The following is a 26,349-nucleotide window of genomic DNA, read 5'->3' as shown; positions in this document are numbered from 1 at the left end:
CATCAAGGAAGGCCTTTTGTATCTGTCCATTCTGCTGCTTTTCTGACGGGACTATTGGTCATTTGCGTAGCTCTCGCTCCAATTCTGATGCCGCGTAATTAAGAGCCGTGGCTGCTGCTACTTGACCGCGCTTTTGCTGCTCTTCCGCTTTTCGTCGAAGAATCTCTATTGCTTCTCTCATTCTGTTTACACCCCTTAAATGTGAGTCAAGCCGTGTACGAGCGCGAATTTCATCAGCAAGCCGCCGACAATTATTCCCCACACAAACAAATTAAAAACTTTAAGCATGATGTTTACGCCCCTTGCGGGGCGCCCCTGTGGTTAATTGAGGAATTGCGCGATATAGGCGACGCTAACGATCACAATAGCGGCAGCAGCTACGGCGGTAAGCTTTAGCGCCATAACGGTGCTGCGTAGCGTTCTCTGAGTGCAAACGAGCCTGTCATCCAACCTGAAGTATTTTTCCACCCATCGCTGGCAAGATTTCCTCATAGCTTCGCTTGCGCTTATCCGGCTATCTATTTCGGTTTTTAGCCTGACAACATCACTGCTCAGCTTTTCTTTCTCACCCACCAGCGCCCTCTGTTCCTGATAGGCCTTTTCAAGTTGCTCTCTCAGTTGACGGACTTCATGCACCACTGAGTTGTGATACTCCATGCTTACAGGGTGGTTTTTACTTACCATTTCGACGCTCTCATTCATTTCTGGAGCGACATAAGCCGCCACACTTCCTAATTGACCGGCAATTGCCGCCGCGTAGATCTCTTGCCCCCACCAAGTGGAATCAGTCGGGCTTGCGGTAAATGGGTGCCATACGTCGTGAATTAGCAATTCACAATCAACACGAGATCCAGCCTCATCGGCGTAAGACAAATTCCTTACCAGAGAGCAAATTTTCCCGGTACCGCGCAGCGTAGTCGATACGTTATCGATACGAGTCCATAGTGAGGCACTGTGCTCTGCGGTACCGCTGGCATCCGTATGTCCGCGCAGCTCCCATGTCCCGCCATCTGGATAGATGCCATTTGCCTGAATGAGGCTTCCCCCATCATTGACACTGCAGTAATAAAGCCCCGTAGCGGCAAGAGTCGAACCCGGCCCCATCTGTTCGGCACCATTTATCGTCATAAAGAACCCGGATGCTCCAGGTTCTCCCAGAGCGGGAATTGCACTTTCATGCTGCACAGGGCAAAGCTGGCGAACCAGAACGCCGGGGGCAGACGGATTTGTTACCCGGCTGATTTCGATAATCGTCAGCGGCTGCTCGGCGTCTACCGAGAACGACGGGGCATCGGCGCTATTGCTACCGTCCTCCAGCCAGTAATTTTCTGCACCAGTAAGTGCCACTGTGATCGCCGAACTGGCGCTAATCTCCAAGCGAACCACAGCCGCAGGGTTGGCGTTGTACAAGTCGCTAACCAGATTGCTCACGTCGATAGTTGTATTCCTGGCGATCCTTAGTATCCAGGACAACTCCCCATACGCCTGAACGACAAATGGTGACGTCGTTACGTCCACCACCCGGTTATAGGTAATGTTGCCCTCATTAGCACTGATACCGTCAACTGCACTCGCGGTTCCGGCCATGCGAGACCAGTCATCCGAGCTCGCCGGGTTGGCAACTGTAGATCCCACTACGCAAGATGGGCGTCAACATGCGAGCCAAGGTCAGTACGCGACTTATCCGCAAGCGTTGGTGCCAGCGACAGAAGGCGAGTTGCAGTTGTGGCTAGATTGGCGAATGCCGTGGATTTGATGCCCGGTGACTGCATCTTGTCGAACAGCGTGGACATAAGACCGCCACGCTGCAGGAACACGGACACCTCGCCCTGCAGCGCGGTAGCGCGGTTAGCCATTGCCTGAGTTTCAAGGTAGGCCGCGTAACGCTCAAAGTGCTTTTGAGTTACGTTGCCTTTGCGGGGAGCAAACCCAAGCTTGCGCATCTCACGAATAAGAGACTTACTCTCTTCGCTGATTGCCTGCTTGCGATCTGCTTTGAGCTGCTCAGTCTTTAGCTGTTTGTCAGCCTGAGACTTTCGAGCATGTGATGGTTTGGTGGTCACTCATTGCAACCTCCCGACGGGCTTCATGCCTCTGGGCTTTCGCCCTTCACTAAAAAAAATATTCTGACGCAGTGTCCGACGCTGCCGTACTGGGTATCGCGACCCTGAGCAACGGGGCGAGGCACAGAAAGGACAAAGGTTTAGCCATTTTCAGGGAAAACCAATGTCCTCTCGTTCTGGGTGCGTCCCTCGGAGTTTCCGTACGCTCGTCCCAGCCGCTCGAAGTGTAGCAACCCACCCCGAAACGGTACCCCAACGTTGGCCTCATCTGCTCTGGCTCGCGTGGTGTGGGGCTATGCCGCCGTACTTCCCGCAACTCAATGCGCGAACGGCCCGACACAATAACAAGTCACCACCCCGGCTGCGCGTTCACGATGACCGGGTTTACTTACTGTACCTCGCCAACCTGGCTGGACTGCCTCAACGGGGATACAGCTCTACGGCGACCACGCCCGGAGGCGCTGAACTACCGCAGCAATCGCAAGTGCGATCGGCGCGGATTTTAACCCCATTTTAGTTGTGGTTGTCAAATAGTATGTTCGATATTTTTTGCTGTCCGGCATTGATTGGGAGTCAATTGCGCATCGAAAAATGTACGATTTCCCTTCCCCAAAACTTTTTTTATTTTACTGAAAAATAAGGATTATTTTTTTCGCTGCCATAAGAAGATAACCCCCACCTAATGGGGGTTATCTTTTTGAAATATATGAAGATTTTTAGTGTGAAAAATGACTGTCTGGTGGCCAGGCGCCAGTTCTAGCGGCGTAACTAGTGAATCTCGCCGCCGCGGGTCAGCTGCTCCCGGCGAGCTTCCTGCTCCTCATGCTGCTGGCGGCCGTGGTGGGCGATGGCGTTACGCAAACGCTGCTGCTGAACGTAGCGCTCTTCCCGCCCCAGCCCCGCGTCATCGCTCAGCGCGATCAGCAGTTCATTCATATGGCTAATAACGCTTTCGGCAATCGCGGCGTCCACGCGCGCGACGACCTCATCCAGATGCGACATGCTTCTCTCCTTCCGGCTTAATTGAGTTTAACTTTGGAAAAATCGCTGCCCATCAGGCTCACGCTGTAGCCGCTCACGTTGCTGCGCGTCGCGTAGAAGGTGTTACCGGTCGCCAGGGTGATCCAGGGGGCCTGCTGCTGAAAAATCTCCTGCGCCTGAGCGTAGAGCCCGGCGCGCGCCTGCGGGTCGCTGACCAGGATAGCCTTTTTCACCAGCGCATCGTAGGACTTATCGCACCAGCGGGCAACGTTAGAGCCGGTTTTAATGTTATCGCAGCTTAACAGGGTGCCGGCGAAGTTATCCGGATCGCCATTATCAGACATCCAGCCAAACAGCGCGCTGTCGTGCTCGCCTTTGCGCATGCCGGCGAGGTATTCACCCCATTCATAAGTAACGATTTTGGCTTTGATCCCAACCTTGCTCCAGTCATTTTGAATCATCTCGGCAATACGCCGGGAATTGGGGTTATACGGCCGCTGCACCGGCATCGACCACAGGGTGACCTCGGCCCCTTTTTCCAGCCCGGCCTGCTTAAGGAGATCTTTCGCTTTTTGCGGATCGTAGTCGTAATCAGGCAGATCTTTCTTATAGCCCAGCATATTGGCGGGGATCGGCGATTTCGCGACGCTGCCGGAGTCCAGGAAGACCGCTTTCACGATTGCCTGCTTGTCGGTAGCGTAGTTCAGCGCCTGGCGCACCAGTACGTTATCAAACGGCTTTTTCTCGGTATTAAAGGCCAGATAGCCAACGTTGAGCGCCTCAACCGCATGCAGCGCCAGATCTTTATTGCCCTTAATCACCGGGAACTGTACCGGCGACGGCGCGGGGATAATCTGGCATTCATTGGTTTGCAGCTTCGCAAGCCGCGTCTCAACGTTCGGTGTGATCGAGAAAATCAGGTGTTTGGTCGGCACGTCACCGTCCCAGTAGTGCGGGTTGGCGACATAGCGGATCAGCGAATCCGCTTTATATTGCTGCAGCGCGTAGGGTCCGGTACCAATAGGCCAGGTATCGACATACTCCGGGGTGCCTTTTTTCAGCATCGCATCGGCATATTCGGCAGACAGAATCGACGCAAAATCCATTCCCCAGTCGGCGAGGAACGCCGCGTTCGGCTCGTTCAGCACAAACTGCACGTGATAATCATCGATTTTTTTGACGTCTTTGATCAGCTTATCCAGCCCAACGTCGTGGAAGTATTCGTAATGTCCCTGGGAAACATTATGGTACGGATGGTTGGCATCTTTCTGCCGCAGCACCGAGAACAGCACGTCATCGGCGTTGAAATCACGGGTCGGCTTGAAGTATTTGTTGCTGTTGAACTGCACGCCCTTACGCAGGGTGAAAGTCCAGGTTTTACCGTCCGGGGAGACGCGCCATTCGGTGGCCAGCGAGGGAATCGGCGTATTTTTGACCGGGTCAAAGTTTATCAGGCGGTTATAAAGCACCTGGGAACTGGCGACGAAAGATGGGCCCGAGCTGGCAATCTGCGGGTTGAAAGATTCCGGCGAAGCTTCGGAACAATAGACCAGCGTATCGTTGCCCGCCGCCCAGGCGCCTGCCGCCGGCAGTAGCGCGCTCAACGCCAGCGCAAGAAACGTTTTCCCTGTAGACATGGTTATAAGCCTTATGAATTTGTTATAAGTCCTTTAATAACAGCACAGGAGAATTCAACCGGCAAATAATCAATTGCTATCAGGTTATGCTAAAAACCGCGTTTTCGCCGATAAATTCAACATCCTCTCGATTGGCGTCATCGAACTTCTTCATAAATGTGAACCCTGCGCAAAGTTACGAAAAAAGCGGGCGATAACCGCCCGACCGCCACCGCGCGGCAGCGCAACCCGATACACTCGGCAAATCGTAACGCCAGGAGAAGCCAATAATGACAATAACCTGCAATCTGTACACCAACGGCCAGTGGCATGATGCTGAAGGTCAAGCCACCTTTACCCGCGATAATCCGCTCACGCACGAACGCGCCTCCGTTGCCAGCGCCGCCAGCCTGGCGGACGCCCGCCGCTGCGCCGCTGCCGCCGGCGCGGCGTTCCCGCAGTGGCGCGATACGGTACCCGCCGAGCGCCGACGTCTCCTGCTGGAGGCCGCGGAAGAGATGCTGCGCCGTGAGGCGAAATTTATCGCCGCGATGGCGGCGGAAACGGGAGCCACCGCGCACTGGGCCGGTTTTAACGTTCATCTGGCCGCCGATATCCTGCGCGAAGCCGCCGCCCTGACCACGCAAATTGAGGGCCAGGTGATCCCTTCCAACGTGCCGGGAAATCTGGCGTTGGGCATCCGCCAGGGCGCAGGCGTGGTGCTTGGCATGGCGCCGTGGAACGCGCCATTAATCCTCGCGACCCGCGCTATCGCCACGCCGCTGGCCTGCGGAAATACGGTTATCCTCAAAGGCGCGGAGCTTTCACCGGCGACCCAGGGGCTGATTATCGATGCCCTGGCGGCGGCAGGCTTTCCCGCGGGCGTGGTCAATTATCTGACCTGCGCCCCCGCCGACGCGCCTGCGCTGGTGGAGTTACTGATTGCCCCCCCCGCCGTACGCCGCATCAATTTCACCGGCTCCACGCCGGTGGGACGGATAATCGCCCGCACCTGCGGCGAACATCTGAAACCCGCGGTGCTGGAACTCGGCGGCAAAGCGCCGCTGCTGGTGCTGGATGACGCCGATCTCGAACAGGCCGCCGCAGGCGCAATTTTTGGCGCATTCGCCAACGCCGGACAAATCTGCATGTCCACCGAGCGCATCATCGTTGACGCGACCGTCGCGGAAGCGTTTGTGGCGCAGCTGGCCAGACGCGCCGCCGCCCTGCCCGCCAGCCTGCTCGGCCCGGTGGTGGACATGAAGACCGTCACCCGCTGCAATGCCTTGATAGAGGACGCGCTGGCGAAGGGGGCGCGCCTGCTGGCCGGCGGCCTATCCGATTCGACGCAAATGCGCGCCACCCTGCTTGATGGCGTCACCCGGGAAATGCGCATCTGGCATGAGGAGTCGTTCGGTCCGGTGAAATCGATTATTCGCGTTAAGGACGAAGCCGAAGCGCTGGCCGTCGCCAATGAAAGCGAATATGGCCTCTCGTCGGCGATATACAGCCGGGACAGCGCCAGGGCGTGGAACCTGGCGCAAAATCTGCAAACCGGCATTTGCCACGTCAACGGCCCCACCGTACACGACGAGGCGCAAATGCCGTTTGGCGGCTGCAAATCGTCAGGCTACGGCCGCTTTGGCGGACGCGCGGGAATTGCCGAGTTTACCGAGCTACGCTGGATAACGCTGCAAACGGTCCCGCGCGAGCTCCCGTTTTAAGCCTCAGGGCTGCCAGCGGTTATTGAATTCCCACAGGCGATTGAAGGCAACATCATCAAGCTGCCGTTCTGCGGAAGTGTTGCCGCGGAACGGCCGGGCGGTGGTGGCCGCAGCGCCCCAGGGGGAAAGCCGATCGTAGCTTTGATCGATAGTACTGTTGGCAATAAGCACCTGCCCGTTAGCGGTTTTACCCGCTAAATAACCGGTCTTCCCCGCCCCCTGATCCCAGGCGCGGCCCAGCTTCGCTTTGAAGCTGCCCTGATAGCCGCCGTCGCCGGTAAAGCGGCTATTCTTCACCAGGAAGCCGTATGGATTATCCGGTAACGTATTCGGCGCAAGCACGTATGCCTCGGGCGAGCGGCGCGTTGAGACGGTGTGAAAATGGACGTTATCAAAAACGGCGTTCGCCCGGCCAAAGACGTAGTCCACATCCCCTTCGACGTAGCTGTCTTTCACGTATACCCGGCTGATACGGTCGGTTACCGCCTCATTGCGCCGATTGCTGGTATTTACGTAGAGCGTGTCCTGACGTCCGAGCAGGCGGACGTTCTCCAGCTGCACGCGATCGCCGTCCGTCCGCAGCGCCACGCCCTGATGCGTCCCACCGTCGACGGTATCCAGCAGGCTATTGGCTACGCTGAGATTCAGCAGCTGAAAATCCGCACTTTGCGACCAGACCACCGCCGCGCAGTTGGTGCCTATCGTCTTGCTGGTTCGCCCGGCGCACAGCGCATACTGATACCATGCCGGATCGCCTTCGCGGTATTGCTGTTGGCTATTTACCCGCTGGCGATAGCGCGCTACCGAGAACTGCGAGTCTATTGCCAGCTCAATTCTCACCTCTTCAGGACTATCTCCGGCGCCGTAGAGGGTTATCGGCGGCGCGCCTTCAGGGATATAGACCGTCTCCCGATAGATGCCCGGTTCGATGCGGATATAGATGCGCGCCTCCTGCGCCCCATGCTGGTCTATTGCCGCGTTAACCGCCTGCTGAATGCGGGTGAACGGCGCTCCCGAGGGTGCCACGCGCCACGCGCGCTCGGTTTGCGGGAGGTGAACTGGCGATGGCGACCAGGGGCCATCGGGGGCACTTAACGCGCCGCCTTGCGCAAAATAGCGCTCAATGGTGAAGGTTGCCGCTTCTGCCGCCGTAAGCTGCGGACGGGAGGTGGTCCCGCGCGGAGTTTGCGTCGCGCACCCTTGCAGAAGCAGCGGTGTAAAGAGTAAAGCCGAGATACCCAGGATAGTGATTTTTCGCATTTCACGCTCGCCATGAATAAAAGAAACGATATATCAAAATAAATGAAATATGGTTTCTTTTTATATGCGGCGATCACGAATCAGGCTTCTGCCTCCATGGCGGAGTAAAAATCGGCGAGCGTACGGGCCAGCGCCGATGGGTTTTCCCACGCCATTGAGTGCCCGGCCTGGGGTATCACCAGCAGCGGGATCCCGGCGGCTTCGCTATCCGTCGCTTCCCGGGCCGGTAGCGAATATTCACCATATATCAGAGCCTTAGGACAGGATAAGTGGATAAAACGGCTAAACCAGGAGGGATTAACGCCCTTCACCAGGCTGGTCGCGCCGCGCCACACCGCCCAGGGGGCGCTGTTTTGCAGACAGCCGGCCCAAGGCGAAGCGTCGGCGGACAGCATGTCGGCGTAGCCGCGAGCAATAAAGCGTTCTTCAGTTTGTTCGGCGATACGTCTGCTGTACATGCCGCCCCCGGGATAGAGATTAGGCTCGGCCACCAGCAGCGCCCGCACCCGTCCGGCGAGCCGCTCGGCCGCTTCAATCGCGACGCTGCCCCCCATGCTGTGGCCATATAGATAGCAGCGCTCAAGCCCTAAGCGGTCCAGCAGCTCAGCCACCACCCCGGCCTGATCGCCAATACGGTAGCCGAAGGACTCGGGTTTATCGCTGTAGCCGAAACCGGGTAAATCGACAAGAATCATTCGCCGCCCGGCCAGCGCCGGGTCGGCGGCAACGCGCGGATAGTCATAGGTAGAGGCGCAGCCCAGGCCGTGGATAAAAACAACAGGGTCGCCGCGACCGGGCAGGTCGAGCCAGCGCACTATAGCGCCAGCCTGTGAAGAGTAAAAACTAAGCATCGAAAAGGCTCCGTGAGTGATGACTGTTTTTTTATACAGTCATAACCAAGAGTGAGCCATCGATTTTTCCTTCAAAACAGGGAGACCAGCAGCGCCATGGGAAAACTGAACGGCCATGTCGCACCAATCAACAGCGCCGCCAGCAGGCGGATCCAGCGGCTCTCTTTCGTTAAGAACCAGCTGATTACCGCGCAGATGAAGCCCATAACTCCGTAAAAAATCAGCATTTTCTGGTATAACGTCATTTTTCTTCTTCCTTCCCTGACTGGCATTTTCGCCGACCGCGATGCCTTTTCGCACCCCCAGAGTGCGTCAGAGATTATGTTATTTTAAAACAGGTAACAGGGTTAATTTCAGAAAAACGCCCGATTCGTCTTTGTCCGATAGCGCAAACTTTGAGCTCGTACTATAAATGTAGAGGCTTATTTATAAAGGTGGCGTTATGGATGTTTCCAGCAAAACCGTCCTTCTGATAAATGTCGGCGCGGCACTTGCGCTTATCGGCCTGTTATCCGTTCGTTTTGGTTGGTTTTAGCGATTTTACTCAGCAATGAAACCTAAAAAAGCAGCCCGTGAAGGCTGCTTTTTTACGATTTGAAAGACCCCGGCTCCGCAGCAGACAGGGTCTTTTGCGCGGTAATCAGCTTCTGGACGTCGGGATTCCAGACCGGCAAAAGATCGACTTTTTCACTATCCCATGCGGCCGCCATGCAGACCGGTTCCGCGACGCCCTGCTCTTCACAGCCCACAATCTGTTTGGCCGGAAAATTCCCGTAAAACATCGCCGTGGCGCAGGCCACAAAAAGGAAACACGCTATTTTTTTCAAAACAATATCAACTTCGAAGCAACAAATTGCGCCGAATGTTCGCATGAGCGGCTATAGAAAGTCAAACCTGTGTCCTTTCTCTTATCCACGTCCTGGATATGCGTAATATTTAACATAAACATTACAATCACGCAGAATCTAAAGATTATCGCGCGCGAATAAATATCACCGGATTTATATTGCCGATCGCAGGCATAATAATTTCATCTGCCGCGTTCAATAACATGATTATTAATAGGGTTAATGCCGGACCTTAATATCATCCCGGCACGACCATCTACGCTTAACGGTACAGTGAAAAACAAAGGCGCTTTTCATACCGGTGGGGAATTGTTTACTGTTCTTTATACTCGCCTGGACGCGATGCCGGTATGCGATCATCATTATTAGCAGGTTCCAGGGCAGCCAGGATTGCAGTAGAATGAGCCCATAATTAGAAATTATTTATACATCAATAGATTACAACGACAGCAAACAGCCAGACATCCCCGCCAGGTTTTAAATGATAAGAAATATCATTTGCGTTATTTACGCACAAAATCATACATTCATAATCACAAGTTATGCGAAGCTTGTTTTTTACTCATTTATTTTTGAGGTGGTACATGTCAGGAATCGCCGTTCTCATTGTGGCGCTTATTTTACTCATTGCTGCAATTTATAATCTTTTTTCCTATGTTCGCGAACGTCGCCAGGCGAGTTTACCGAGCAAAAAAACAAAACGTTAGTCTGATAATCATTTTCGAAAAACCAGATGACCTGATACGTAATAAATTGATGACGCTACGATATCAGGCGCACTCGCAGTAACAAACCCGCAGCGACCGTACAACAAAAAGCCCCTGCATATCATGCAGGGGCTTACGAATCATTATCAATCGTTGCAGTGTCCCGTTAAGGGTGCATCCTGCACCCTGGGGGGTACCAGCCCCATCCGGCGCTTATCTCCGGCACTCATTATGGCTTAGCTCTTGAAGGGGCATGAGAATATTCTCATAAACCAGCGCTTCCGTTTTAGCTTTTTTTGCTATGACTAACTATTAGCAGGGTAATCTGTCCGCTTCGCGATTATCACGAACGCGTCCTATCCGTGCTTAATCATGACGTGCCGGATCGTGGTGTAATCCTCCAGACCGTACATCGACATATCCTTGCCGTAGCCCGAAAGCTTCTGCCCGCCGTGCGGCATTTCGCTCACCAGCATGAAATGGGTGTTAACCCAGGTGCAGCCATACTGCAGACGCGCGCTCAGGCGATGCGCCCTGCCGACGTCCCTGGTCCAGACCGACGAAGCCAGACCATACTGCGAATCGTTGGCCCAGCTCAGCGCCTGCTCTTCGTCATGAAATGAGGTAATACTGACCACCGGGCCGAAGACCTCGCGCTGGACAATCGCATCTTCCTGCTTCGCTCCCGCCAGCAGCGTCGGCTGATAGTAGTAACCGTTGCCTGGCGCTTTGCTGCCGCCGGTGACCACCTGAATATGCGGTAGCGCGCGGGCGGCATCGACGGCGGCGCAGACTCTGTCCAGATGCGCCTGCGAGCTCAGCGGCCCCAGCTCGGTCGTTTCGTCTTCCGGCGGGCCCATCTTCAGGCTGGCGACCGCGGCGCCGAGTTTTTCCACCAGCTGGTCATAAATTCCGGCCTGAGCGTAAATCCGGCAGGCGGCGGTACAGTCCTGGCCTGCGTTATAGAACCCAAAGGTCCGTACGCCCTCCACCACCGCGTCGATATCCGCGTCATCAAAGACGATAACCGGCGCTTTCCCGCCCAGTTCCATATGCGTACGTTTAATCGACGATGCGGTATGGCCGATGATATGCGCGCCGGTGGCGATCGAACCGGTCAACGACACCATGCGGACCTTCGCGTGAGCGGTCAGCGGATCGCCGACCGTTGCACCGCGGCCAAACAGCACGTTAAGCACCCCGGCGGGGAAAACGTCTTTTGCCAGCTCACCCAGCTTGAGTGCCGTTAAAGGGGTGATCTCCGAGGGTTTGATCACCACGCAGTTGCCTGCCGCCAGCGCCGGGGCCAGCTTCCATGCCGCCATCATCAGCGGGTAGTTCCAGGGCGCGATGGAGGCCACCACGCCAACCGGGTCGCGGCGAATCATGGAGGTGTGGCCTTCGAGATACTCACCCGCCGCCATGCCCGGCAGACAGCGGGCCGCGCCGGCAAAGAAGCGGAAGACATCGGCGACCGCCGGTAGCTCATCGTTGACCACGCAGTGCAGCGGCTTACCGCAGTTGAGCGATTCAAGCTCAGCCAGCGCCTGCGCATGTTCAGTAATCACGTCCGCCAGCGACAACAGACATTCGGCGCGGAACTTCGGCGTGGTCTGACTCCAGCTAACAAAGGCCCGATCCGCGGCCTCAACCGCAGCGTCTACCTGCGCCGCCGTGGCCTCAGCAATCGACAGGATCTCTTCACCGGTGGCGGGATTAAACACCGGCACGGTCTCGCCTTCTCCAGCCACTAACTTACCGTTAATTAAAAGGTTATTTTGCATAGCATTATCCTGTATCGATATTTTACTTTCCGTTTTCAGCGCTGACGTCGCCGTCACGGGTGAGCCACCAGGCCCCCAGAATCGGCATCATCGTCACCAGCATCACCAGCAGCGCAACCACGTTGGTCACCGGGACATCGCGCGGGCGTCCGAGCTGATTGAGCAGCCAGAGCGGCAGCGTGCGCTCGTGCCCGGCGGTGAACGTGGTGACGATAATTTCATCAAACGACAGGGCAAACGCCAGCATGCCTCCCGCCAGCAGCGCCGAGCCCAAATTGGGCAACACCACATAGCGAAAGGTTTGCCAGCCCGTGGCGCCTAAGTCCATCGACGCCTCTACCAGGCTCCAGGAGGTCCGGCGAAAGCGGGCAATGACGTTGTTAAACACCACAACGACGCAGAACGTCGCATGCCCCACGACGATCGTCAGTAACCCGGGTTCCAGATTGACGGCCTTGAAGGCAGTGAGCAGCGCCAGTCCGGTGATGATGCCGGGCAGTGCTATCGGCAACAGCAGCAGTAGCGAGACGGCGTTCTTGCCAAAAAACGTGCTGCGCCATAGCGCACCTGCAGCCAGCGTGCCAAGTAGCAGAGCGATAGCGGTGGAGAGCGCGGCAATTTTAAGTGACAACGTCACGGCATCGATAATATCCCCGCGCCCCGCCGCCTCGCTAAACCAGCGCAGCGTCAGGCCCTGTGGCGGAAAGCTGAAGGCGGCGTCTTCGGTATTAAACGCATAGAGCGCGATAATCAGCAGCGGGAAATGGAGAAAGATCACCCCTCCCCAGGTTGCCACTTTCAGGAGCAGCGGTGCGCGTTCAGAGTGCATCAAACGCTCCCAGACGTTTCACAAACGCCAGATAAAGGGCAATCAGCACGATGGGCACCAGGGTAAACGCCGCCGCCATGGGCATATTGCCAATCGCCCCCTGCTGGGAATAGACCATATTGCCGATAAAGAACCCCGGCGGCCCCACCAGCTGCGGTACGATAAAATCGCCGAGCGTCAGGGAGAAGGTAAAAATCGAACCTGCGGCAATGCCGGGAATCGCCAGCGGCAGCACCACGTAGCGGAAGGTCTGCCGCGGACGAGCGCCCAGATCGGCGGAGGCCTGAAGCAATGATGGCGGCAGGCGTTCCAGCGCGGCCTGCACCGGCAGGATCATAAACGGCAGCCAGATATAGACGAACACCAGGAAGCGCCCCAGTCCGGACGTCGATAACGTATTGCCGCCGACCGCCGGGATCGTCAGCACCATGCTCAGTATGCTTTCCAGGCCAAGATGGCGCAGGAACCACTGCGCAACGCCATCTTTCGCCAACAGCAGCGTCCATGCATAGGCTTTGACGATATAGCTTGCCCACATCGGCAGCATCACGGCGATGTAGAAAAACGCCTTCATCTTGCCCCGGGTATAGCGGGCCATGTACCAGGCCATAGGCAAGGCCAGAATCGCGCTGGCGACGGTCACCGACAGCGCCATCGTCAGGGTACGAATAATGATGTCGTAGTTCGCCGGGTTAAACAGCGCCTGCAGATTGGCCAGCGTCAGGTCGTGAGTGACCGACATGGTGAAATCGTCGAAGGTGTAAAAGCTTTGCCATAGCAGAGTCAGCAACGATCCCAGATAGACAATGCCAAACCACATGAGCGGGCCAAGCAGAAGCAAAAACAGGGCCAGCGAGGGTTTACGCCAGAACAGCGCGGATACGCGCCCGGTGGTGGCGGACGGAATCGCCATCGTCATATCAGCCTCCGCTCTCCAGCGGCACCATCGCCGCTCGCGACCACGAAGCCAGCACCGTTTGCCCCACCGGCGGTGCGTTTAGCGCGGCATGACCATCACTATTCGCCTGGCTCACCAACAGCTTCTCGCCGTTCGCCAGCTTGAGTTCGACGCGGGTCGCGGCCCCCTGATACTGCACCGCCTGCACGACGCCCTCCGTCTGGATCTCCCCGGCAACGTTCAGCCGGATATGTTCCGGGCGCAGCGACCACGTTCCCGCCATCGCGCACAGCTTGTGCGCCTGCTCGCTGCTGAATACGTTGGCGGTCCCGACAAAGCCGGCCACAAACGCCGTTTTAGGCCGCAAATAGAGGTCCTGGGGCGCATCAACCTGTTCGATTCGCCCATTATTAAACACCGCCACGCGATCGGACATCGACAGGGCTTCGCCCTGATCGTGGGTCACAAAAATAAAGGTAATGCCCAGCGCCTGCTGCAGTTTCTTTAGCTCCAGCTGCATCTGTTCACGCAGTTTTAAATCCAGCGCCCCGAGCGGCTCATCCAGCAGCAGGACGCGCGGCTGATTCACCAGCGCGCGGGCGATCGCCACCCGCTGGCGCTGGCCGCCGGAAAGCTGCGATGGCCTGCGCGCGTGGACAAACGCGAGCGCGACCTTCTCCAGCGCCTCCAGCGCGCGGGCATGCCGCGCTTTCTTACCGACGCCTTTGACCATCAGCCCGTAGGCGACGTTATCGAGGACCGACATATGAGGAAACAGCGCGTAATCCTGGAACACCGTATTCACGTCGCGCTGCCACGGCGGCAGTTCGCTGGCCGCTTTACCAAAAATGCGAATGGCGCCGCCCGAAAGCTGTTCAAACCCGGCAATCAGGCGCAGGCAGGTGGTTTTGCCGGAGCCGGAGGGCCCCAGCATGGAGAAAAATTCGCCATCGCGAATGGCGATGCTGACGCCGTCCACCGCCCGCACGTCGCCGTACAGCCGCGAAACATTATCGAACTCTACCGCGTGCATGTTCTTCGCCTCCGGCGACTTAACGACCGCCCATAATCGCAATGTAATCCTGGGTCCAGCGGCTATAGGGAACAAATTTCCCGCCTTCCGCTACCGGCGTTTTCCAGAACGCGATTTTGGCAAATTCGTTGTAACCATTGGTCTCGCAGCCTTTGTCCCCCAGCAGCGCGCTGGCTTTGCACCCCTCGGGTACCACCGGTAGCGAACCAAACCAGGCCGCGACATCCCCCTGCACTTTCGGCGTCAGCGACCAGTTCATCCATTTATAGGCGCAGACCGGGTGTTTCGCGTCGCTATGCAGCATAGTGGTATCCGCCCAGCCGGTGACGCCCTCTTTCGGGAAAACGGTCGCAATCGGCTGACCTTCCGCCTTCAGACCGTTGGCCTGATAGGGCCAGGCGCTGGAGGCCACGACGCCTTCGTTTTTAAAATCGCTCATCTGTACGGTGGTATCGTGCCAGTAGCGATGAATCAGGGCGTGCTGATCGCGCAGCACCTTGAGTACCGCCTGATATTGCGCTTCGGTAAGCTGATAGGGGTCACTGATACCCAGCTGCGGCTGGGTGGCTTTGACGAACAGCGCGGCATCGGCAATATAAATCGGCCCGTCATAGGCCTGCACGCGGCCCAGGTTGGTTTTACCGTCCGGCAGGTTTTGTTTGACGAACACCACGCTCCAGCTGTCCGGCGGCGTCGGGAAGGTTTTCGTGTTGTACATTAGCAGGTTCGGCCCCCACTGGTAGGGAGTGCCGTAAACCTTACCGTTGACGTTGAACCACGCGCCATTTTCCACGCGCGGGTCGAGGGACTTCCAGTTAGCGATCAGTGCGGTGTCAATCGGCTGCACGCGCTTACCCATAATCAGGCGCAGCGAGGCGTCGCCGGACGCGGTGACCAGGTCATAACCGCCTTTCGCCATCAGGCTGACCATCTCGTCGGACGTGGCGGCGGTTTTGACGTTGACCTGACAGCCGGATTCTTTTTCAAACTGGGTTACCCAGTCGTAGCTTTTATCGGTCTGTCCCCGTTCGATATATCCCGGCCAGGCGATAATATCGAGACGGCCTTCGCCTTTATCGAGAGATGTCGGCGGCTCGGCGGCCTGCGCCGTCAGGCATACCATACCCAGCACGCAAAGGCTGCCACGGGCAATTTTTTTGCTCATCAGGTCTTACTCCTGTCACAAGAAAATGAGCGGCAGCCATGCCGTAAAAATATCTCCCTTAATAACAGTAGACGGCGCGCTATGGCCTCCCGGGGAAATTTATTCAGGTTGTGACAAGGGGCGCATTACGCACAAAACGTGCGACACGGGCTGACTTTGCGGATTATAGACAAGCGGTTAGCGAGTTAATATGACTATGCAAATTTCATATGGTTTACCGCGAAACAATAATAACTGGCATGATATTCAACCTGCGTCAGCGGCATATTTTTAAGGAAAGGGATAACCGCTGGATATAAACAAAACCCCGGATAAATGAAAAAACCGTTTTCTCTGCCGCCGCGGTTTTTTGCCGGGTGGCGGCCGGACCGGTCAGGGATATTCTGCGCTTGCCCGGGCGCCAATAAACTTCCCCTGCCCGGGCAAGCGGACCGCCATCCCAGCTACGCCAGCATCTCGCGAATCAGTTCGCCCAGCCGCTTAACCCCCTGCTCCTCTCTTTCGCCCCAGCCCCACGCGGTATTAAAGCGAAAAAATGCGGTCCAGCTAGCGGAGGTGGAGAACATTTTCCCCGGCGCAATGCTGATATTATACGCCAGCGCGCGGGCGCTCAGCTCCCCCGCGTCGCTCCCGGCGGGGAGCTCAAGCCAGAGAAAATAGCCGCTGTCGCTATGATGGATTTTCACCTCTGCGGGCAGATGGCGCAGCAGCGCCTGCCAGGCCAGCTGCTTGCGCTCGGCAAGCTGGCGGCGCAAACGCCGCAAATGGGCGTCATAGCGCTTGGTCGAGAGGTAATCCACCAGCGCCAGCTGCATGGGTGAACTGGTTGAGAGCGTGCTCATCAGCTGTAGCTGCTGAATGCGTCGGGCGTGCCTGCCCGCCGCCACCCAACCAATGCGGAACCCGGGCACCAGGCACTTGGAAAAAGAGCTGCAGTGCAGCGTCATATCGTCGCGATCCCAGTACTTTGCCGGCAGCGGTTTCTCGCGGCCGAAATAGAGCTCGCTGTAGACATCATCTTCAATCAGCATCACCTTGTAGCGCGCCAGCAGCGCGACCAGCTGCGTTTTTTTCTCCGCGCTGAGGGTAAAGCCGAGCGGATTTTGCCCGTTGGTCATCAGCCAGCAGGCTTTAACCGGGTAATTCTGCAACGCCTGCTCCAGCGCGTCGAGGTCAATGCCCTCTTTAACATCGGTCGCCACCGACAGCGCCTTCAGGCGCAGCCTCTCCAGCGCCTGCAGCGCCCCGTAGAAGCAGGGGTTTTCCACAACGACCCAATCGCCCGGTTCAGTAACGGCCTGCAGGCTAAGGTTCAACGCCTCCAGCGCTCCGGCGGTGATGACGATTTCATCCGGCGAGATATTCATTCCCTGCAGCGCGTAGCGGCGGGCAATGGCATGGCGGAGTTCATCATTCCCCGGCGGCAGGTTTTCAATCACGCTCATGGCGGTGGCGGTTTTGCTGACCTGCGCCAGAGAGCGGTTAAGCTGCGGCAGCGGAAACAGGCGCGGATCGGGAAAAGCGGAGGCAAAGGGCAGCATGGACGCCTGACGGCTGGCCTGCAGCACCTCGAAGATGTAGGTATTGATATCAACGGACTCATCGCGCGTCACCTGGGCGGGCGGCTCAGGCTGGCGCTGTTTGATCGGCTGCGGCGCGACATAATAGCCGGACTGCGGGCGGGCAATGATCCGGCCCTGGCTTTCCAGCAGCTGGTAGGCGTGGCTGACGGTCATGAAACTCATCCCGCTGCTGACCACCTGTTCCCGCAGTGAGGGCAGCCGGTCGCCGGGTAACCACACCCCAAGGCCAATCTGTTCGGTAATCTGCTGCGCCAGCTGCTGGTACTTTTTCATATAACAATCCGCAAGAAAATGTCAGCACAATTGTATATCAGTTTATAAAATAGGCCAGTATTTATATACTGACCTATTTTCAAAGATTGGCATTGGCGATAGCACGAATTACTTACAGCTAAGCCATTCGTTTATTGCTCATATATTCATCTGATGCAGAATAAACTCAGGTGATTAAACGATAAGCTATTATTTAAAATAGCATAACCATCCCACTAACAACCAGTATCCAGAAAAAAGTCATAATTAACAAAACAGTACACAAGCTACGAAGTCCATTAGTCGACACAATCACATCCTCTGTAAAATATAATCAATAAATACACTATCCAATAACAACCCATAAAATTACGGGTATGTATTAAACATATCCTTAACTCAGCGTTCAAATCACGCTGAGTTAAAATCCCAGATTAAAATCCACAGCACACGAAACCCGCGTTAATGAAGGCGTACGTGCGCGCGGTAAAAACGGCCAATTATTTTATTATAGGATTGATATACAACTTATGAATTATTCAGGATATTTATACTTAGATTTAAAATATAACTATCGCTTACCCAAAGGAACGTTTAAATACTGACTTGCAGCGCTAACGTCAAATTAAAATAACATACTATCCGCGGGTGTGAAATAGCTTGATTTTAGAAAAATAGGAATTATCACAAGAAACAGAAGCTCAAATCGACAACTGTTATAGATAAAAACAGGGTTTCTGTTCCTGCTATCCGCCATGGTGGAGGCCTAGAATTGCGCTGAATCAATTTTATTGCGGAGTTTTGCATGTTCGGTCTTGATGCATTCCACCTGGCGCGGATCCAGTTCGCCTTCACCGTGTCATTTCATATCATCTTCCCCGCCATCACCATCGGGTTAGCCAGCTACCTGGCGGTTCTCGAAGGCTTATGGTTAAAAACGAAAAACCCGACCTGGCGCTCGCTCTACCACTTCTGGTCGAAAATCTTCGCCGTCAACTTCGGCATGGGGGTGGTCTCAGGTCTGGTCATGGCCTATCAGTTTGGTACCAACTGGAGCGGATTCTCCGAGTTTGCCGGGAGCATAACCGGCCCGCTGCTGACCTACGAAGTTCTGACCGCCTTCTTCCTTGAAGCCGGATTCCTCGGCGTCATGCTGTTCGGCTGGAACCGCGTCGGGCCGGGCCTGCACTTCTTCGCCACCTGCATGGTGGCGCTGGGGACGATAATCTCCACCTTCTGGATCCTCGCGTCCAATAGCTGGATGCAAACGCCGCAGGGGTTTGAGATCGTCAATGGCCAGGTGGTGCCGGTGGACTGGTTCGCGGTTATCTTTAACCCGTCGTTTCCCTACCGTCTGCTGCATATGTCGGTGGCGGCCTTTCTCAGCAGCGCGCTGTTCGTCGGCGCATCGGCAGCCTGGCACCTGCTGCGCGGCAACAACACGCCCGCCGTTCGCGCGATGTTCTCCATGGCGCTGTGGATGACGCTGATTGTCGCCCCGGTTCAGGCCATGATTGGCGATATGCACGGGCTGAATACGCTCAAGCACCAGCCGGCGAAAATCGCCGCTATCGAGGGTCACTGGGAGAATATCCCCGGAGAACCCACCCCGCTGCTGCTGTTCGGCTGGCCGGATATGCAGCAGGAACGGACGCGCTATGGTCTGGAAATCCCGGCCCTCGGCAGCCTGATCCTCACCCACAGCCTGGATAAACAGGTTCCCGCGCTGAAAGAGTTCGCGGCGGAAGATCGCCCTAACGCCACCATCGTGTTCTGGTCCTTCCGTCTGATGGCCGGTCTCGGCATGCTGATGATCCTGCTCGGCGCGCTGGCCCTGTGGCTGCGCTATCGCGGTCGCCTCTATCACTCCCGACCCTTTTTACGCTTTGCGCTATGGATGGGGCCATCGGGGCTTATCGCTATCCTCGCGGGCTGGGTGACCACCGAGGTGGGCCGCCAGCCGTGGGTCGTCTACGGCGTACAGCGTACCGCAGATGCCGTCTCCGCTCACGGCGACCTGCATATGTCCATCAGTCTGCTGACGTTTATCGTCGTCTACGCTTCGGTATTCGGCGTCGGTTATAGCTATATGCTGCGTCTGATTCGCAAAGGGCCGCAGGACGCTCAGCCGCCTGGCGCCGGTACGCCTGCCCGCCCGCTTTCCGCCGCAACGGACCATGTACAGCAGAAGGAGTCCTGGTAATGGGTATCGATTTATCGGTTATTTGGTTTGTCATCATCGTCTTCGCCACCCTGATGTATATCGTGATGGACGGCTTCGACCTGGGCATTGGCATTTTATTCAGTACCACGCGGGACGCGGCGGATCGCGACGTCATGGTGAACAGCGTCGCGCCGGTCTGGGATGGCAACGAGACCTGGCTGGTGCTCGGCGGCGCGGGCCTGTTTGGCGCTTTTCCGCTGGCCTATGCGGTAATTATCGACGCGCTGGCGATCCCCCTTACCCTGATGCTGATCGGGCTTATTTTCCGCGGCGTCGCTTTTGAATTCCGCTTTAACGCGACGCCATCGCACCGCCCGTTCTGGGATCGCGCCTTTATGGGCGGTTCGATTCTGGCCACCTTCACCCAGGGGATGGTCGTCGGCGCGGTGATCAACGGCTTCGCGGTCAGCGGCCGCAGCTTCAGCGGCGGGATGTTTGACTGGTTTACGCCGTTTACCCTGTTCTGCGGCCTGGGACTGTGCATTGCGTATGCGCTGCTGGGCGCCAGCTGGCTGGTGATGAAGAGCGAGAATGCGCTCCACCGCAATATGCGCGTGACCGCGCGCGGTTTGCTGCTGGCGCTGCTGGCGGTAATTGTCGCCATCAGCATCTGGACCCCGCTGGCGCAGACGGCCATCGCCGAGCGCTGGTTTAGCTTGCCAAATCTCTTCTTCCTGCTGCCGGTACCGCTGCTGGTCGCGGCGATAAGCGCCTGGCTGTGGCGAGCGCTGCGCAACAGCGCCAGCCACCTGCTGCCGTTTGTCCTCACGCTAGGGCTGATCTTTCTCGGCTTTAGCGGGCTGGGAATCAGTATCTGGCCGTATATTATTCCACCGGGCATCACCCTCTGGCAGGCCGCCGCGCCGCCGCAAAGCCAGGGCTTTATGCTGGTTGGCGCGCTGCTTATTCTGCCGGTGATCCTCGGCTACACCTTCTGGAGCTACTACGTTTTTCGCGGCAAAGTTCAACACGGCGAGGGGTATCACTGATGCAACGAGTATGGCTTAAGCGCACGTTATGGATGGTGGTCCTGTGGGGAGGCAGCGTGCTGGCGCTGGCGGCGGTAAGCATGGGATTTCGGCTGCTGATGACGGCCGCCGGGCTGAAGGCCTGATCCGCCCGTCACGTAATGTTATTCGGCCCGATGGCGACACCATCGGGCTTTTTTTCGCCATCCGTCAGGCGATGCTGACAAAGGCTTTTCGCTTCTTTGCCAACCGACGTAATAATCTCACCCAGCCCCTGGCATAGTAGCCCCATTCGCCGATAGCATGGAAAAAGAGATGTTCAGAAGAAGCGTTTCAACATTACTGCTGGCGTGCGCCCTGTTTTCCGGGCACGTGCTGGCCCGCCAGCACGGACACGATTTCTTCCCGGTACAGAGTCTCGAACAGCAGTTACAGCACGAAGCCGATAGCGACGAGCTGCGCAGCCAGGCGGAAGACGCCGCCTCCGACCTGCGCGAGCAGCACCACTGGCAGAATGCGCGGAAACCAAAAATGCATCACTACCAGTAGCGATTTCGTTATCAGGCGCCCTTGCGTTTCGGCAGGGTTTTCATCAGCTCATCGGGACTCACGGACGCCACGATGCTGCCCGGCAGCGGCATTTTCAGGATATGGTTTTTTATCTTACCGACCACGTGCATTTCGCATGGGCGGCAGTCAAACTTCAGCGTCAGCACTTCATCGCCGTGGATCAGCTGCATTGGCGTCGCTTTCCAGCTTTTAATCGAACCTTTGGCCTGTTTCGGACACAGGTTGAAGGCAAAGCGCAGGCAGTGCTTGGTAATCATGACCGGCACGTCGCCCTTCTCTTCATGAGCTTCATAGGCGGCGTCGATCAGCTGGACGCCGTAACGTTGATAAAACTCGCGCGCTTTGTGGTTGTAGACGTTAGCCAGAAACGACAGATGCGTTTCCGGATAGACCGGCGGCGGCACCGAAACCGGCTTGCGGCTGCCGCGCACCACGGCCTTCAGACGCGCATCATCAAGCATTTCCGCCGTTTCACGGCGCAGCTGGTTCAGCAGACTGTTTGGCACGAACAGCGCGCCGGGCAGGTTAATCTCAACGTTGCGCGAATAGTAAAGGGTCTGGCCGAGCTTCGCCACGCCATCGCGCAGGTTCGCCAGCGCTTTCTCCGCCTGGGTCGCCTCGGCAAACTCGCCGTCCAGCGTGTGGGTGACGCTCACGCCCTCTTCGCTGGTCATCGTCAGGACCAGCTGCTCCTGCCAGCCGCTCAGTTCGATATCGACGGCGATGCGGCGCTCGCTGGAGGTTTTCAGCAGCGCCTGCTGCCAGTTATGATCGAGGTTGCGGTTTAACGGCTGATGCGGACGCACTTTGTGTAAATCCGCGGGCATCTCGTTCGGCCATACGCGATAGCGGTTTTCGCCGGTTTTCTCCACCGTGTTGGCGCGAAAGCCGACGATTTCACGTTTGATCATCACGTTCAGGCCGTCGCCGTTGGTCAGCGTTTCGCTCACCTCAACGTCGAGAAAATCTTTACCGACTTTCAGGACTTCCCCCACCGGCAGACCAATAAACTTCGGCGAGTCAAACGCGCCAATATCACCTTTGCGCGCGTTGACAAAATAGTCGGTGCTGCCGCGATGGAAGGTCTTATCCGTTGACGGAACAAAGAAGTGTTCGGTACGCCCCGCCGAGGCGCGGGCCAGGTCGCCGCGATCGTCAATGATGGCGTCGAGCATCTGGCGATAGTGCGCGGTGATGTTCTTCACATAGCTCATATCTTTGTAGCGCCCTTCAATCTTGAAGGAACGTACCCCGGCATCGATCAGCGCGGCCAGGTTGGCGGTCTGATCGTTGTCTTTCATCGACAGCAGGTGCTTTTCATACGCCACCACGCGGCCCTGGTCATCTTTCAGGGTATAGGGCAGACGGCAGGCCTGCGAGCAGTCGCCGCGGTTGGCGCTGCGCCCGGTCTGAGCATGGGAAATATTGCACTGGCCGGAATAGGCCACGCACAGCGCGCCGTGGATGAAGAACTCAATGGTCGCGTCGGTGTTGTCGTAAATCGCTTTGATCTGCTGAAGATTCAGCTCGCGGGCGAGCACGATTTGGCTGAAGCCGACGTCGGAGAGAAATTTTGCTTTCTCAACGCTGCGGATATCGCACTGGGTGCTGGCGTGCAGCTCAATCGGCGGAATATCCAGCTCCATGACCCCCATATCCTGGACAATCAGCGCGTCCACGCCGGTTTCATGCAGGTCGGTTATCAGGCGCTGCGCCGGCTCCAGTTCATCATCATGAAGAATGGTGTTCAGGGTCACGAACACTTTCGCGCCGTAGCGATGGGCAAACGGTACCAGACCGGCGATATCGCTCAGGCTGTTGCTGGCGTTGTGGCGCGCGCCAAAGCCCGGCCCGCCGATGTAGACCGCATCCGCGCCGTGTAAAATCGCTTCACGGGCGATCCCGGCATCGCGGGCAGGACTCAGTAGTTCAAGATGATGGTTTTGCAGGCGCATACGCTCGTCGTTATCCATTATAGGGGGTCGAAATGGCGGCTATTGTAGTCAGAACCTGGCGCAGACCAAAACATTTTCCATCGCCGCCGCGGAAGGAATTTTCAGTTTTTAGCAAAGCATTGAAGGAAAAGATATTTCCCAGAAAAAGTGCCTGAGGATAGAGTCATCACGTATTCCGGATTTTCCTCGTCACGTTGTGATTTGTTGTCTCAGTCATTTGCCTGGCCGCGAGTTTACTCGCGGCTTTTTTATTTCGGGTAGTGGATCAGCGAATGGAAATGGGCAGTCTGCGCGCCGCTATTGCGATAGGCGTGCGCTAAATCGCCGGCGAAACGCCGCCCTTCTCCGGGCTGCAGCGATTGCCAGCTGTCCTGCAGGCAAAGATCCAGCACGCCGCTAATCACCACCACATGTTCGATAACCCCTTGCTCATGCGGCGTTGACTCACTCAGCGCGCCCGGGGCCAGGGTGATGGAGAAGTGATCGAAGCGCAGCACCGGGTCCCAAGGGAAAAGCGGCGTGACCACCATGGCCTGCTGCTGGGGATCAAACGCCGTCGGTTCACCGGCCTCATCGGCAACGATAAAGGCGGAAAACGGCACGTTAAGCCCGGTGGCGATTTTCCATAACGTCGCTACCGTCGGGCTGGATTCGTTGCGTTCAATCTGGCCCAGCATGGCCTTCGACACGCCGGTCTCTTCCGCCAGGCGCGACAGGCTCCAGCCGCGCTGCTGGCGCAGCGTTTTTAACGTTGCCGACAGGTGTTGCGCAATATCCATTCAACCTCCCAATAATATCTGAAGGAATTATACGCACATTCACCTGATTCTACAGGGAATTGACGTATAGCGCTCGCCCGGGCTCCGCTATCCGGGTCTGGCGTTGCCGAAAAGCCAGTTGTGCGTTATAACGCACAATGCTACATTATACCGACCGTTATAACGCACAAGGCACCCCCATGCGCTCTTTCACTCTCCCTTTTCCGAGTCTGCTCGCCGGCTTCGTCGCCGTGCTGGTCGGCTATGCCAGCTCTGCCGCCATTATCTGGCAGGCAGCGGCGGCGGCAGGCGCCGATGCTGCGCAAATCGCTGGCTGGATGACCGCCTTAGGTCTGGGAATGGGCATCAGCACCCTGGCCCTCACCGTCTGGCGAAAGGTGCCCATCCTGACGGCCTGGTCAACGCCCGGCGCGGCGCTGCTGGTCAGCAGCCTGCAGGGGGTCACGCTCTCCCAGGCGGTTGGCGTCTTTATTTTTGCCAACGCCTTAATCGTGCTTTGCGGCATCACCGGCATATTTGCCCGGCTCATGAAGATTATTCCCCATTCGCTGGCGGCGGCGATGCTGGCCGGCATATTGCTGCGCTTTGGCATGCAGGCTTTCGCCAGCCTGCAGGCTAATCTGCTGTTATGCGGCAGTATGTTAGCCGTATGGTTACTGTGCAAAGCCTGGCTTCCCCGCTTCGCGGTTGTCGCCGCTCTGCTGACAGGAAGCGCGGTGGCCGGATTGAGCGGAGAAGTGACAACGTCACAAATAAGTTTCAGCATTGTCGCCCCTTCCTGGATCGCCCCTGAATTTACGCCAGCGCTGTTGATCAGCGTCGGTATACCATTTTTCCTCGTCACCATGGCGTCGCAAAACGCCCCCGGCTTCGCCACCCTCCAGGCCTCGGGCTATCGGGTCCCCGCTTCAACGCTTATTGTCGCCACCGGCGGCCTGGCGCTGCTGCTGTCGCCTTTCGGGGTCTACTCGATCTGCATCGCCGCCATTACGGCCGCGATTTGCCAGAGCCCGGAAGCCCATCCGGACCCGCAAAAACGCTGGCTCGCGGCGGCGGCGGCGGGCGTGTTTTATCTGCTGGCGGGGATATTTGGCGGCTCAATCACCTCGTTGATGTCGGCGCTGCCGATAGCGTGGGTCCAGATGCTTGCCGGGCTGGCGCTGCTCGGTACCATCGGCGGCAGCCTGTTTCAGGCATTGAATCATGAGAGTGAGCGCGATGCGGCGGTAGTAACGTTTCTGGTCACCGCCAGCGGCGTGACGCTGGCCGGTATCGGCTCAGCGTTTTGGGGGCTGGTTCTCGGCGGCGTCAGCTACGTTTTGCTGTCAACGCTGCGCCGCGCGTAGCTGCGAGGGCGTCAGGCCGGTGGCGCTTTTCACCCGGTTGCTGAAGTGGCTGGCGCTGCTAAAACCGCAGGCCATGGCGATATCGGTTAACGGCAGCCGACTCTGGCTAATCAGCGCCTGCGCTTTAACCATCCGGCGCTGCATAACGTACTGGTGCGGCGCCATCTTCATCGACTGGCGAAACATCCGCGCAAAATGGTATTCGCTTAACGCCGCTTCCTGCGCCAGTTCGGCAAGAGTGAGCGGCTGGTCGAGGTTCTCCTCAATCCATGCCAGCAGATTGCGCAAGACGTGCGGCGCCAGCCCGCCGGTCACCGTCGGTAAACGCCACTGAACGTTCGAATAGTGCTGAATCAGGTGGGTGAGCAGCAGCGTGCTGGCCGAACTCAACGTTAGCTGATTCGCCTGCTGCTGCCAGTCGTTGTCGAGGAGAAACTGGCGGTAGACGGCGGTGATTTTGTCATCGCTGGAAAACGTTTTCTCCTGCAGCGTGAACGAGGCCGGGCTGCGGTCCCAAATCTGCTCGCCTACCCGGCGCAGGTGCTCATCGGTGCAGTAAAGATGCACAAAAGAGAGATCGCCGCGGATATCCCAGGTGCTCTCATCGCCTTTCGGCATCAGGCAAAAACGATCCGGCCCGCCGCCGTTTTTCCAGCCGTGGGGCGTTTTTTGGTAGCTTTCGTAGCCATCGGCAATATACAGGCTCAGGGTATGGTGGTCACTTTGTACCGTGATGGTATCAAGATTGTTATACCACGCCGCCAGCTGAATACCGGAGTTGAGGTTCACCGTCCCCCGCAGCACGGCATTTTTTTGACGCAATGTTTCGAAAGTCCCGTAAGCCATAGCCTTCACAGTTCAGATTCCGCAGATCGCTAGTCTAAGAAGAGTCGCCGGCAGATACCAGCATTCC

Annotated in this window: 24 protein-coding genes and 1 pseudogene; 8 read left to right on the top strand and 17 right to left on the bottom strand. The window is 57.0% G+C overall.

Going from position 1 to position 26,349, the window contains the following annotated elements:
• Positions 1 to 321: 321 nt before the first annotated feature.
• The 4 genes from SIK97_RS19860 to SIK97_RS19845 form a co-directional block, all read right to left on the bottom strand.
• The gene (locus SIK97_RS19860; RefSeq protein ID WP_057174188.1) at positions 322 to 1,587 is read right to left on the bottom strand and encodes a hypothetical protein; all 1,266 of its coding nucleotides are present in this window, start codon (positions 1,585 to 1,587) and stop codon (positions 322 to 324) included.
• 47 nt (positions 1,588 to 1,634) lie between these two features.
• Positions 1,635 to 2,063 (bottom strand): hypothetical protein, encoded by a 429-nt coding sequence (locus tag SIK97_RS19855; RefSeq protein WP_057174189.1) that lies wholly within the window; start codon positions 2,061 to 2,063, stop codon positions 1,635 to 1,637.
• A 768-nt stretch (positions 2,064 to 2,831) separates the two neighbouring features.
• Positions 2,832 to 3,065 (bottom strand): DUF2526 family protein, encoded by a 234-nt coding sequence (locus tag SIK97_RS19850; protein WP_014229241.1) that lies wholly within the window; start codon positions 3,063 to 3,065, stop codon positions 2,832 to 2,834.
• 17 nt (positions 3,066 to 3,082) lie between these two features.
• The gene (locus SIK97_RS19845) at positions 3,083 to 4,681 is read right to left on the bottom strand and encodes an ABC transporter substrate-binding protein (protein WP_032749210.1); all 1,599 of its coding nucleotides are present in this window, start codon (positions 4,679 to 4,681) and stop codon (positions 3,083 to 3,085) included.
• Between the two features lie 269 nt (positions 4,682 to 4,950).
• On the opposite strand from SIK97_RS19845, the gene SIK97_RS19840 reads away from it, so the two are divergent.
• Positions 4,951 to 6,384, top strand: coding sequence for an aldehyde dehydrogenase (locus SIK97_RS19840; RefSeq protein ID WP_057174190.1), 1,434 nt, complete (start codon positions 4,951 to 4,953; stop codon positions 6,382 to 6,384).
• Between the two features lie 3 nt (positions 6,385 to 6,387).
• Here SIK97_RS19840 and SIK97_RS19835 read toward each other — a convergent pair whose 3' ends face one another.
• The 3 genes from SIK97_RS19835 to SIK97_RS19825 form a co-directional block, all read right to left on the bottom strand.
• The gene (locus SIK97_RS19835; protein WP_032749212.1) at positions 6,388 to 7,644 is read right to left on the bottom strand and encodes a putative acyl-CoA thioester hydrolase; all 1,257 of its coding nucleotides are present in this window, start codon (positions 7,642 to 7,644) and stop codon (positions 6,388 to 6,390) included.
• Between the two features lie 80 nt (positions 7,645 to 7,724).
• On the bottom strand, positions 7,725 to 8,495 hold the full coding sequence (locus SIK97_RS19830; protein WP_032749214.1) for an alpha/beta fold hydrolase: 771 nt from the start codon (positions 8,493 to 8,495) through the stop codon (positions 7,725 to 7,727).
• A gap of 71 nt (positions 8,496 to 8,566) precedes the next feature.
• Entirely contained in the window at positions 8,567 to 8,740 is a 174-nt protein-coding gene (locus tag SIK97_RS19825; protein WP_004850604.1) for a GhoT/OrtT family toxin, read from the bottom strand.
• Between the two features lie 197 nt (positions 8,741 to 8,937).
• Here SIK97_RS19825 and yncL point away from each other — a divergent pair, with 197 nt between their 5' ends.
• Positions 8,938 to 9,030 carry a stress response membrane protein YncL gene (gene yncL, locus SIK97_RS19820; RefSeq protein WP_004101822.1) on the top strand — a complete coding sequence of 31 codons (93 nt, stop codon included), beginning with the start codon at positions 8,938 to 8,940 and terminating at the stop codon, positions 9,028 to 9,030.
• Positions 9,031 to 9,082: 52 nt separating this feature from the next.
• Here yncL and SIK97_RS19815 read toward each other — a convergent pair whose 3' ends face one another.
• Positions 9,083 to 9,367 (bottom strand): hypothetical protein, encoded by a 285-nt coding sequence (locus SIK97_RS19815; protein WP_032749216.1) that lies wholly within the window; start codon positions 9,365 to 9,367, stop codon positions 9,083 to 9,085.
• A gap of 560 nt (positions 9,368 to 9,927) precedes the next feature.
• On the opposite strand from SIK97_RS19815, the gene SIK97_RS19810 reads away from it, so the two are divergent.
• The gene (locus SIK97_RS19810) at positions 9,928 to 10,050 is read left to right on the top strand and encodes a small membrane protein (protein WP_004138919.1); all 123 of its coding nucleotides are present in this window, start codon (positions 9,928 to 9,930) and stop codon (positions 10,048 to 10,050) included.
• Between the two features lie 356 nt (positions 10,051 to 10,406).
• On the opposite strand, the gene patD is transcribed toward SIK97_RS19810, so the two are convergent.
• From patD to SIK97_RS19780, 6 genes are all read right to left on the bottom strand, one after another.
• Positions 10,407 to 11,834 carry an aminobutyraldehyde dehydrogenase gene (patD, locus tag SIK97_RS19805; RefSeq protein ID WP_032749217.1) on the bottom strand — a complete coding sequence of 476 codons (1,428 nt, stop codon included), beginning with the start codon at positions 11,832 to 11,834 and terminating at the stop codon, positions 10,407 to 10,409.
• 22 nt (positions 11,835 to 11,856) lie between these two features.
• Positions 11,857 to 12,663, bottom strand: a complete 807-nt coding sequence (locus SIK97_RS19800) for an ABC transporter permease (protein WP_004850598.1) — start codon at positions 12,661 to 12,663, stop codon at positions 11,857 to 11,859.
• On the bottom strand, positions 12,653 to 13,582 hold the full coding sequence (locus SIK97_RS19795) for an ABC transporter permease (RefSeq protein WP_032749220.1): 930 nt from the start codon (positions 13,580 to 13,582) through the stop codon (positions 12,653 to 12,655). The genes SIK97_RS19800 and SIK97_RS19795 overlap by 11 nt, the downstream gene beginning before the upstream one ends.
• Position 13,583: 1 nt before the next feature.
• Positions 13,584 to 14,594 (bottom strand): ABC transporter ATP-binding protein, encoded by a 1,011-nt coding sequence (locus SIK97_RS19790; protein WP_014229231.1) that lies wholly within the window; start codon positions 14,592 to 14,594, stop codon positions 13,584 to 13,586.
• 19 nt (positions 14,595 to 14,613) lie between these two features.
• On the bottom strand, positions 14,614 to 15,759 hold the full coding sequence (gene ydcS, locus SIK97_RS19785; RefSeq protein WP_014838383.1) for a putative ABC transporter substrate-binding protein YdcS: 1,146 nt from the start codon (positions 15,757 to 15,759) through the stop codon (positions 14,614 to 14,616).
• Positions 15,760 to 16,202: 443 nt separating this feature from the next.
• Positions 16,203 to 17,615 (bottom strand): PLP-dependent aminotransferase family protein, encoded by a 1,413-nt coding sequence (locus tag SIK97_RS19780; RefSeq protein ID WP_004850592.1) that lies wholly within the window; start codon positions 17,613 to 17,615, stop codon positions 16,203 to 16,205.
• A 784-nt stretch (positions 17,616 to 18,399) separates the two neighbouring features.
• Between SIK97_RS19780 and SIK97_RS19775 the strand changes: the two genes are divergently transcribed.
• The 4 genes from SIK97_RS19775 to SIK97_RS19760 all read left to right on the top strand — a co-directional run bounded on the left by SIK97_RS19775 (position 18,400) and on the right by SIK97_RS19760 (position 21,335).
• Positions 18,400 to 19,797 carry a cytochrome ubiquinol oxidase subunit I gene (locus SIK97_RS19775; protein WP_014229228.1) on the top strand — a complete coding sequence of 466 codons (1,398 nt, stop codon included), beginning with the start codon at positions 18,400 to 18,402 and terminating at the stop codon, positions 19,795 to 19,797.
• Positions 19,797 to 20,807 (top strand): cytochrome d ubiquinol oxidase subunit II, encoded by a 1,011-nt coding sequence (cydB, locus tag SIK97_RS19770; RefSeq protein ID WP_004850589.1) that lies wholly within the window; start codon positions 19,797 to 19,799, stop codon positions 20,805 to 20,807. Before SIK97_RS19775 ends, cydB begins: the two co-directional genes overlap by 1 nt.
• Positions 20,807 to 20,932 (top strand): DUF2474 domain-containing protein, encoded by a 126-nt coding sequence (locus tag SIK97_RS19765; protein ID WP_004850587.1) that lies wholly within the window; start codon positions 20,807 to 20,809, stop codon positions 20,930 to 20,932. The genes cydB and SIK97_RS19765 overlap by 1 nt, the downstream gene beginning before the upstream one ends.
• Before the next feature lie 169 nt (positions 20,933 to 21,101).
• Positions 21,102 to 21,335 (top strand): DUF2554 family protein, encoded by a 234-nt coding sequence (locus tag SIK97_RS19760; RefSeq protein ID WP_004850586.1) that lies wholly within the window; start codon positions 21,102 to 21,104, stop codon positions 21,333 to 21,335.
• Between the two features lie 11 nt (positions 21,336 to 21,346).
• Here SIK97_RS19760 and SIK97_RS19755 read toward each other — a convergent pair whose 3' ends face one another.
• Both SIK97_RS19755 and SIK97_RS19750 read right to left on the bottom strand, forming a co-directional pair.
• Positions 21,347 to 23,311: a peptidase U32 family protein gene (locus SIK97_RS19755; RefSeq protein WP_057173857.1), complete on the bottom strand. Its 1,965-nt coding sequence runs from the start codon at positions 23,309 to 23,311 to the stop codon at positions 21,347 to 21,349.
• Between the two features lie 166 nt (positions 23,312 to 23,477).
• Positions 23,478 to 24,090, bottom strand: a pseudogene (locus tag SIK97_RS19750) (helix-turn-helix domain-containing protein).
• Between the two features lie 179 nt (positions 24,091 to 24,269).
• Between SIK97_RS19750 and SIK97_RS19745 the strand changes: the two are divergent.
• Entirely contained in the window at positions 24,270 to 25,436 is a 1,167-nt protein-coding gene (locus tag SIK97_RS19745) for a benzoate/H(+) symporter BenE family transporter (protein ID WP_057173847.1), read from the top strand.
• Here the strand turns inward: SIK97_RS19745 and SIK97_RS19740 are convergent.
• The gene (locus SIK97_RS19740) at positions 25,416 to 26,282 is read right to left on the bottom strand and encodes an AraC family transcriptional regulator (RefSeq protein WP_025107898.1); all 867 of its coding nucleotides are present in this window, start codon (positions 26,280 to 26,282) and stop codon (positions 25,416 to 25,418) included. The genes SIK97_RS19745 and SIK97_RS19740 overlap by 21 nt on opposite strands.
• Between the last annotated feature and the right edge of the window lie 67 nt (positions 26,283 to 26,349).

It is taken from the genome of Klebsiella sp. JN_Kp126 (genome assembly GCF_033843325.1).
GTDB lineage: Bacteria > Pseudomonadota > Gammaproteobacteria > Enterobacterales > Enterobacteriaceae > Klebsiella > Klebsiella michiganensis.
This window is presented reverse-complemented; position numbering and strand designations above follow the sequence as displayed.

Bases quoted from the DNA above. Each gene is read 5' to 3' on its own strand.
- SIK97_RS19860 (WP_057174188.1), bottom strand. From the start codon at position 1,587: ATGGCCGGAACCGCGAGTGCAGTTGACGGTATCAGTGCTAATGAGGGC.
- SIK97_RS19850 (WP_014229241.1), bottom strand. From the start codon at position 3,065: ATGTCGCATCTGGATGAGGTCGTCGCGCGCGTGGACGCCGCGATTGCC.
- SIK97_RS19845 (WP_032749210.1), bottom strand. From the start codon at position 4,681: ATGTCTACAGGGAAAACGTTTCTTGCGCTGGCGTTGAGCGCGCTACTG.
- SIK97_RS19840 (WP_057174190.1), top strand. From the start codon at position 4,951: ATGACAATAACCTGCAATCTGTACACCAACGGCCAGTGGCATGATGCT.
- SIK97_RS19835 (WP_032749212.1), bottom strand. From the start codon at position 7,644: ATGCGAAAAATCACTATCCTGGGTATCTCGGCTTTACTCTTTACACCG.
- SIK97_RS19830 (WP_032749214.1), bottom strand. From the start codon at position 8,495: ATGCTTAGTTTTTACTCTTCACAGGCTGGCGCTATAGTGCGCTGGCTC.
- SIK97_RS19825 (WP_004850604.1), bottom strand. From the start codon at position 8,740: ATGACGTTATACCAGAAAATGCTGATTTTTTACGGAGTTATGGGCTTC.
- yncL (WP_004101822.1), top strand. From the start codon at position 8,938: ATGGATGTTTCCAGCAAAACCGTCCTTCTGATAAATGTCGGCGCGGCA.
- SIK97_RS19815 (WP_032749216.1), bottom strand. From the start codon at position 9,367: ATGCGAACATTCGGCGCAATTTGTTGCTTCGAAGTTGATATTGTTTTG.
- SIK97_RS19810 (WP_004138919.1), top strand. From the start codon at position 9,928: ATGTCAGGAATCGCCGTTCTCATTGTGGCGCTTATTTTACTCATTGCT.
- patD (WP_032749217.1), bottom strand. From the start codon at position 11,834: ATGCAAAATAACCTTTTAATTAACGGTAAGTTAGTGGCTGGAGAAGGC.
- SIK97_RS19800 (WP_004850598.1), bottom strand. From the start codon at position 12,663: ATGCACTCTGAACGCGCACCGCTGCTCCTGAAAGTGGCAACCTGGGGA.
- SIK97_RS19795 (WP_032749220.1), bottom strand. From the start codon at position 13,582: ATGACGATGGCGATTCCGTCCGCCACCACCGGGCGCGTATCCGCGCTG.
- SIK97_RS19790 (WP_014229231.1), bottom strand. From the start codon at position 14,594: ATGCACGCGGTAGAGTTCGATAATGTTTCGCGGCTGTACGGCGACGTG.
- ydcS (WP_014838383.1), bottom strand. From the start codon at position 15,759: ATGAGCAAAAAAATTGCCCGTGGCAGCCTTTGCGTGCTGGGTATGGTA.
- SIK97_RS19780 (WP_004850592.1), bottom strand. From the start codon at position 17,615: ATGAAAAAGTACCAGCAGCTGGCGCAGCAGATTACCGAACAGATTGGC.
- SIK97_RS19775 (WP_014229228.1), top strand. From the start codon at position 18,400: ATGTTCGGTCTTGATGCATTCCACCTGGCGCGGATCCAGTTCGCCTTC.
- cydB (WP_004850589.1), top strand. From the start codon at position 19,797: ATGGGTATCGATTTATCGGTTATTTGGTTTGTCATCATCGTCTTCGCC.
- SIK97_RS19765 (WP_004850587.1), top strand. From the start codon at position 20,807: ATGCAACGAGTATGGCTTAAGCGCACGTTATGGATGGTGGTCCTGTGG.
- SIK97_RS19760 (WP_004850586.1), top strand. From the start codon at position 21,102: ATGTTCAGAAGAAGCGTTTCAACATTACTGCTGGCGTGCGCCCTGTTT.
- SIK97_RS19755 (WP_057173857.1), bottom strand. From the start codon at position 23,311: ATGCGCCTGCAAAACCATCATCTTGAACTACTGAGTCCTGCCCGCGAT.
- SIK97_RS19745 (WP_057173847.1), top strand. From the start codon at position 24,270: ATGCGCTCTTTCACTCTCCCTTTTCCGAGTCTGCTCGCCGGCTTCGTC.
- SIK97_RS19740 (WP_025107898.1), bottom strand. From the start codon at position 26,282: ATGGCTTACGGGACTTTCGAAACATTGCGTCAAAAAAATGCCGTGCTG.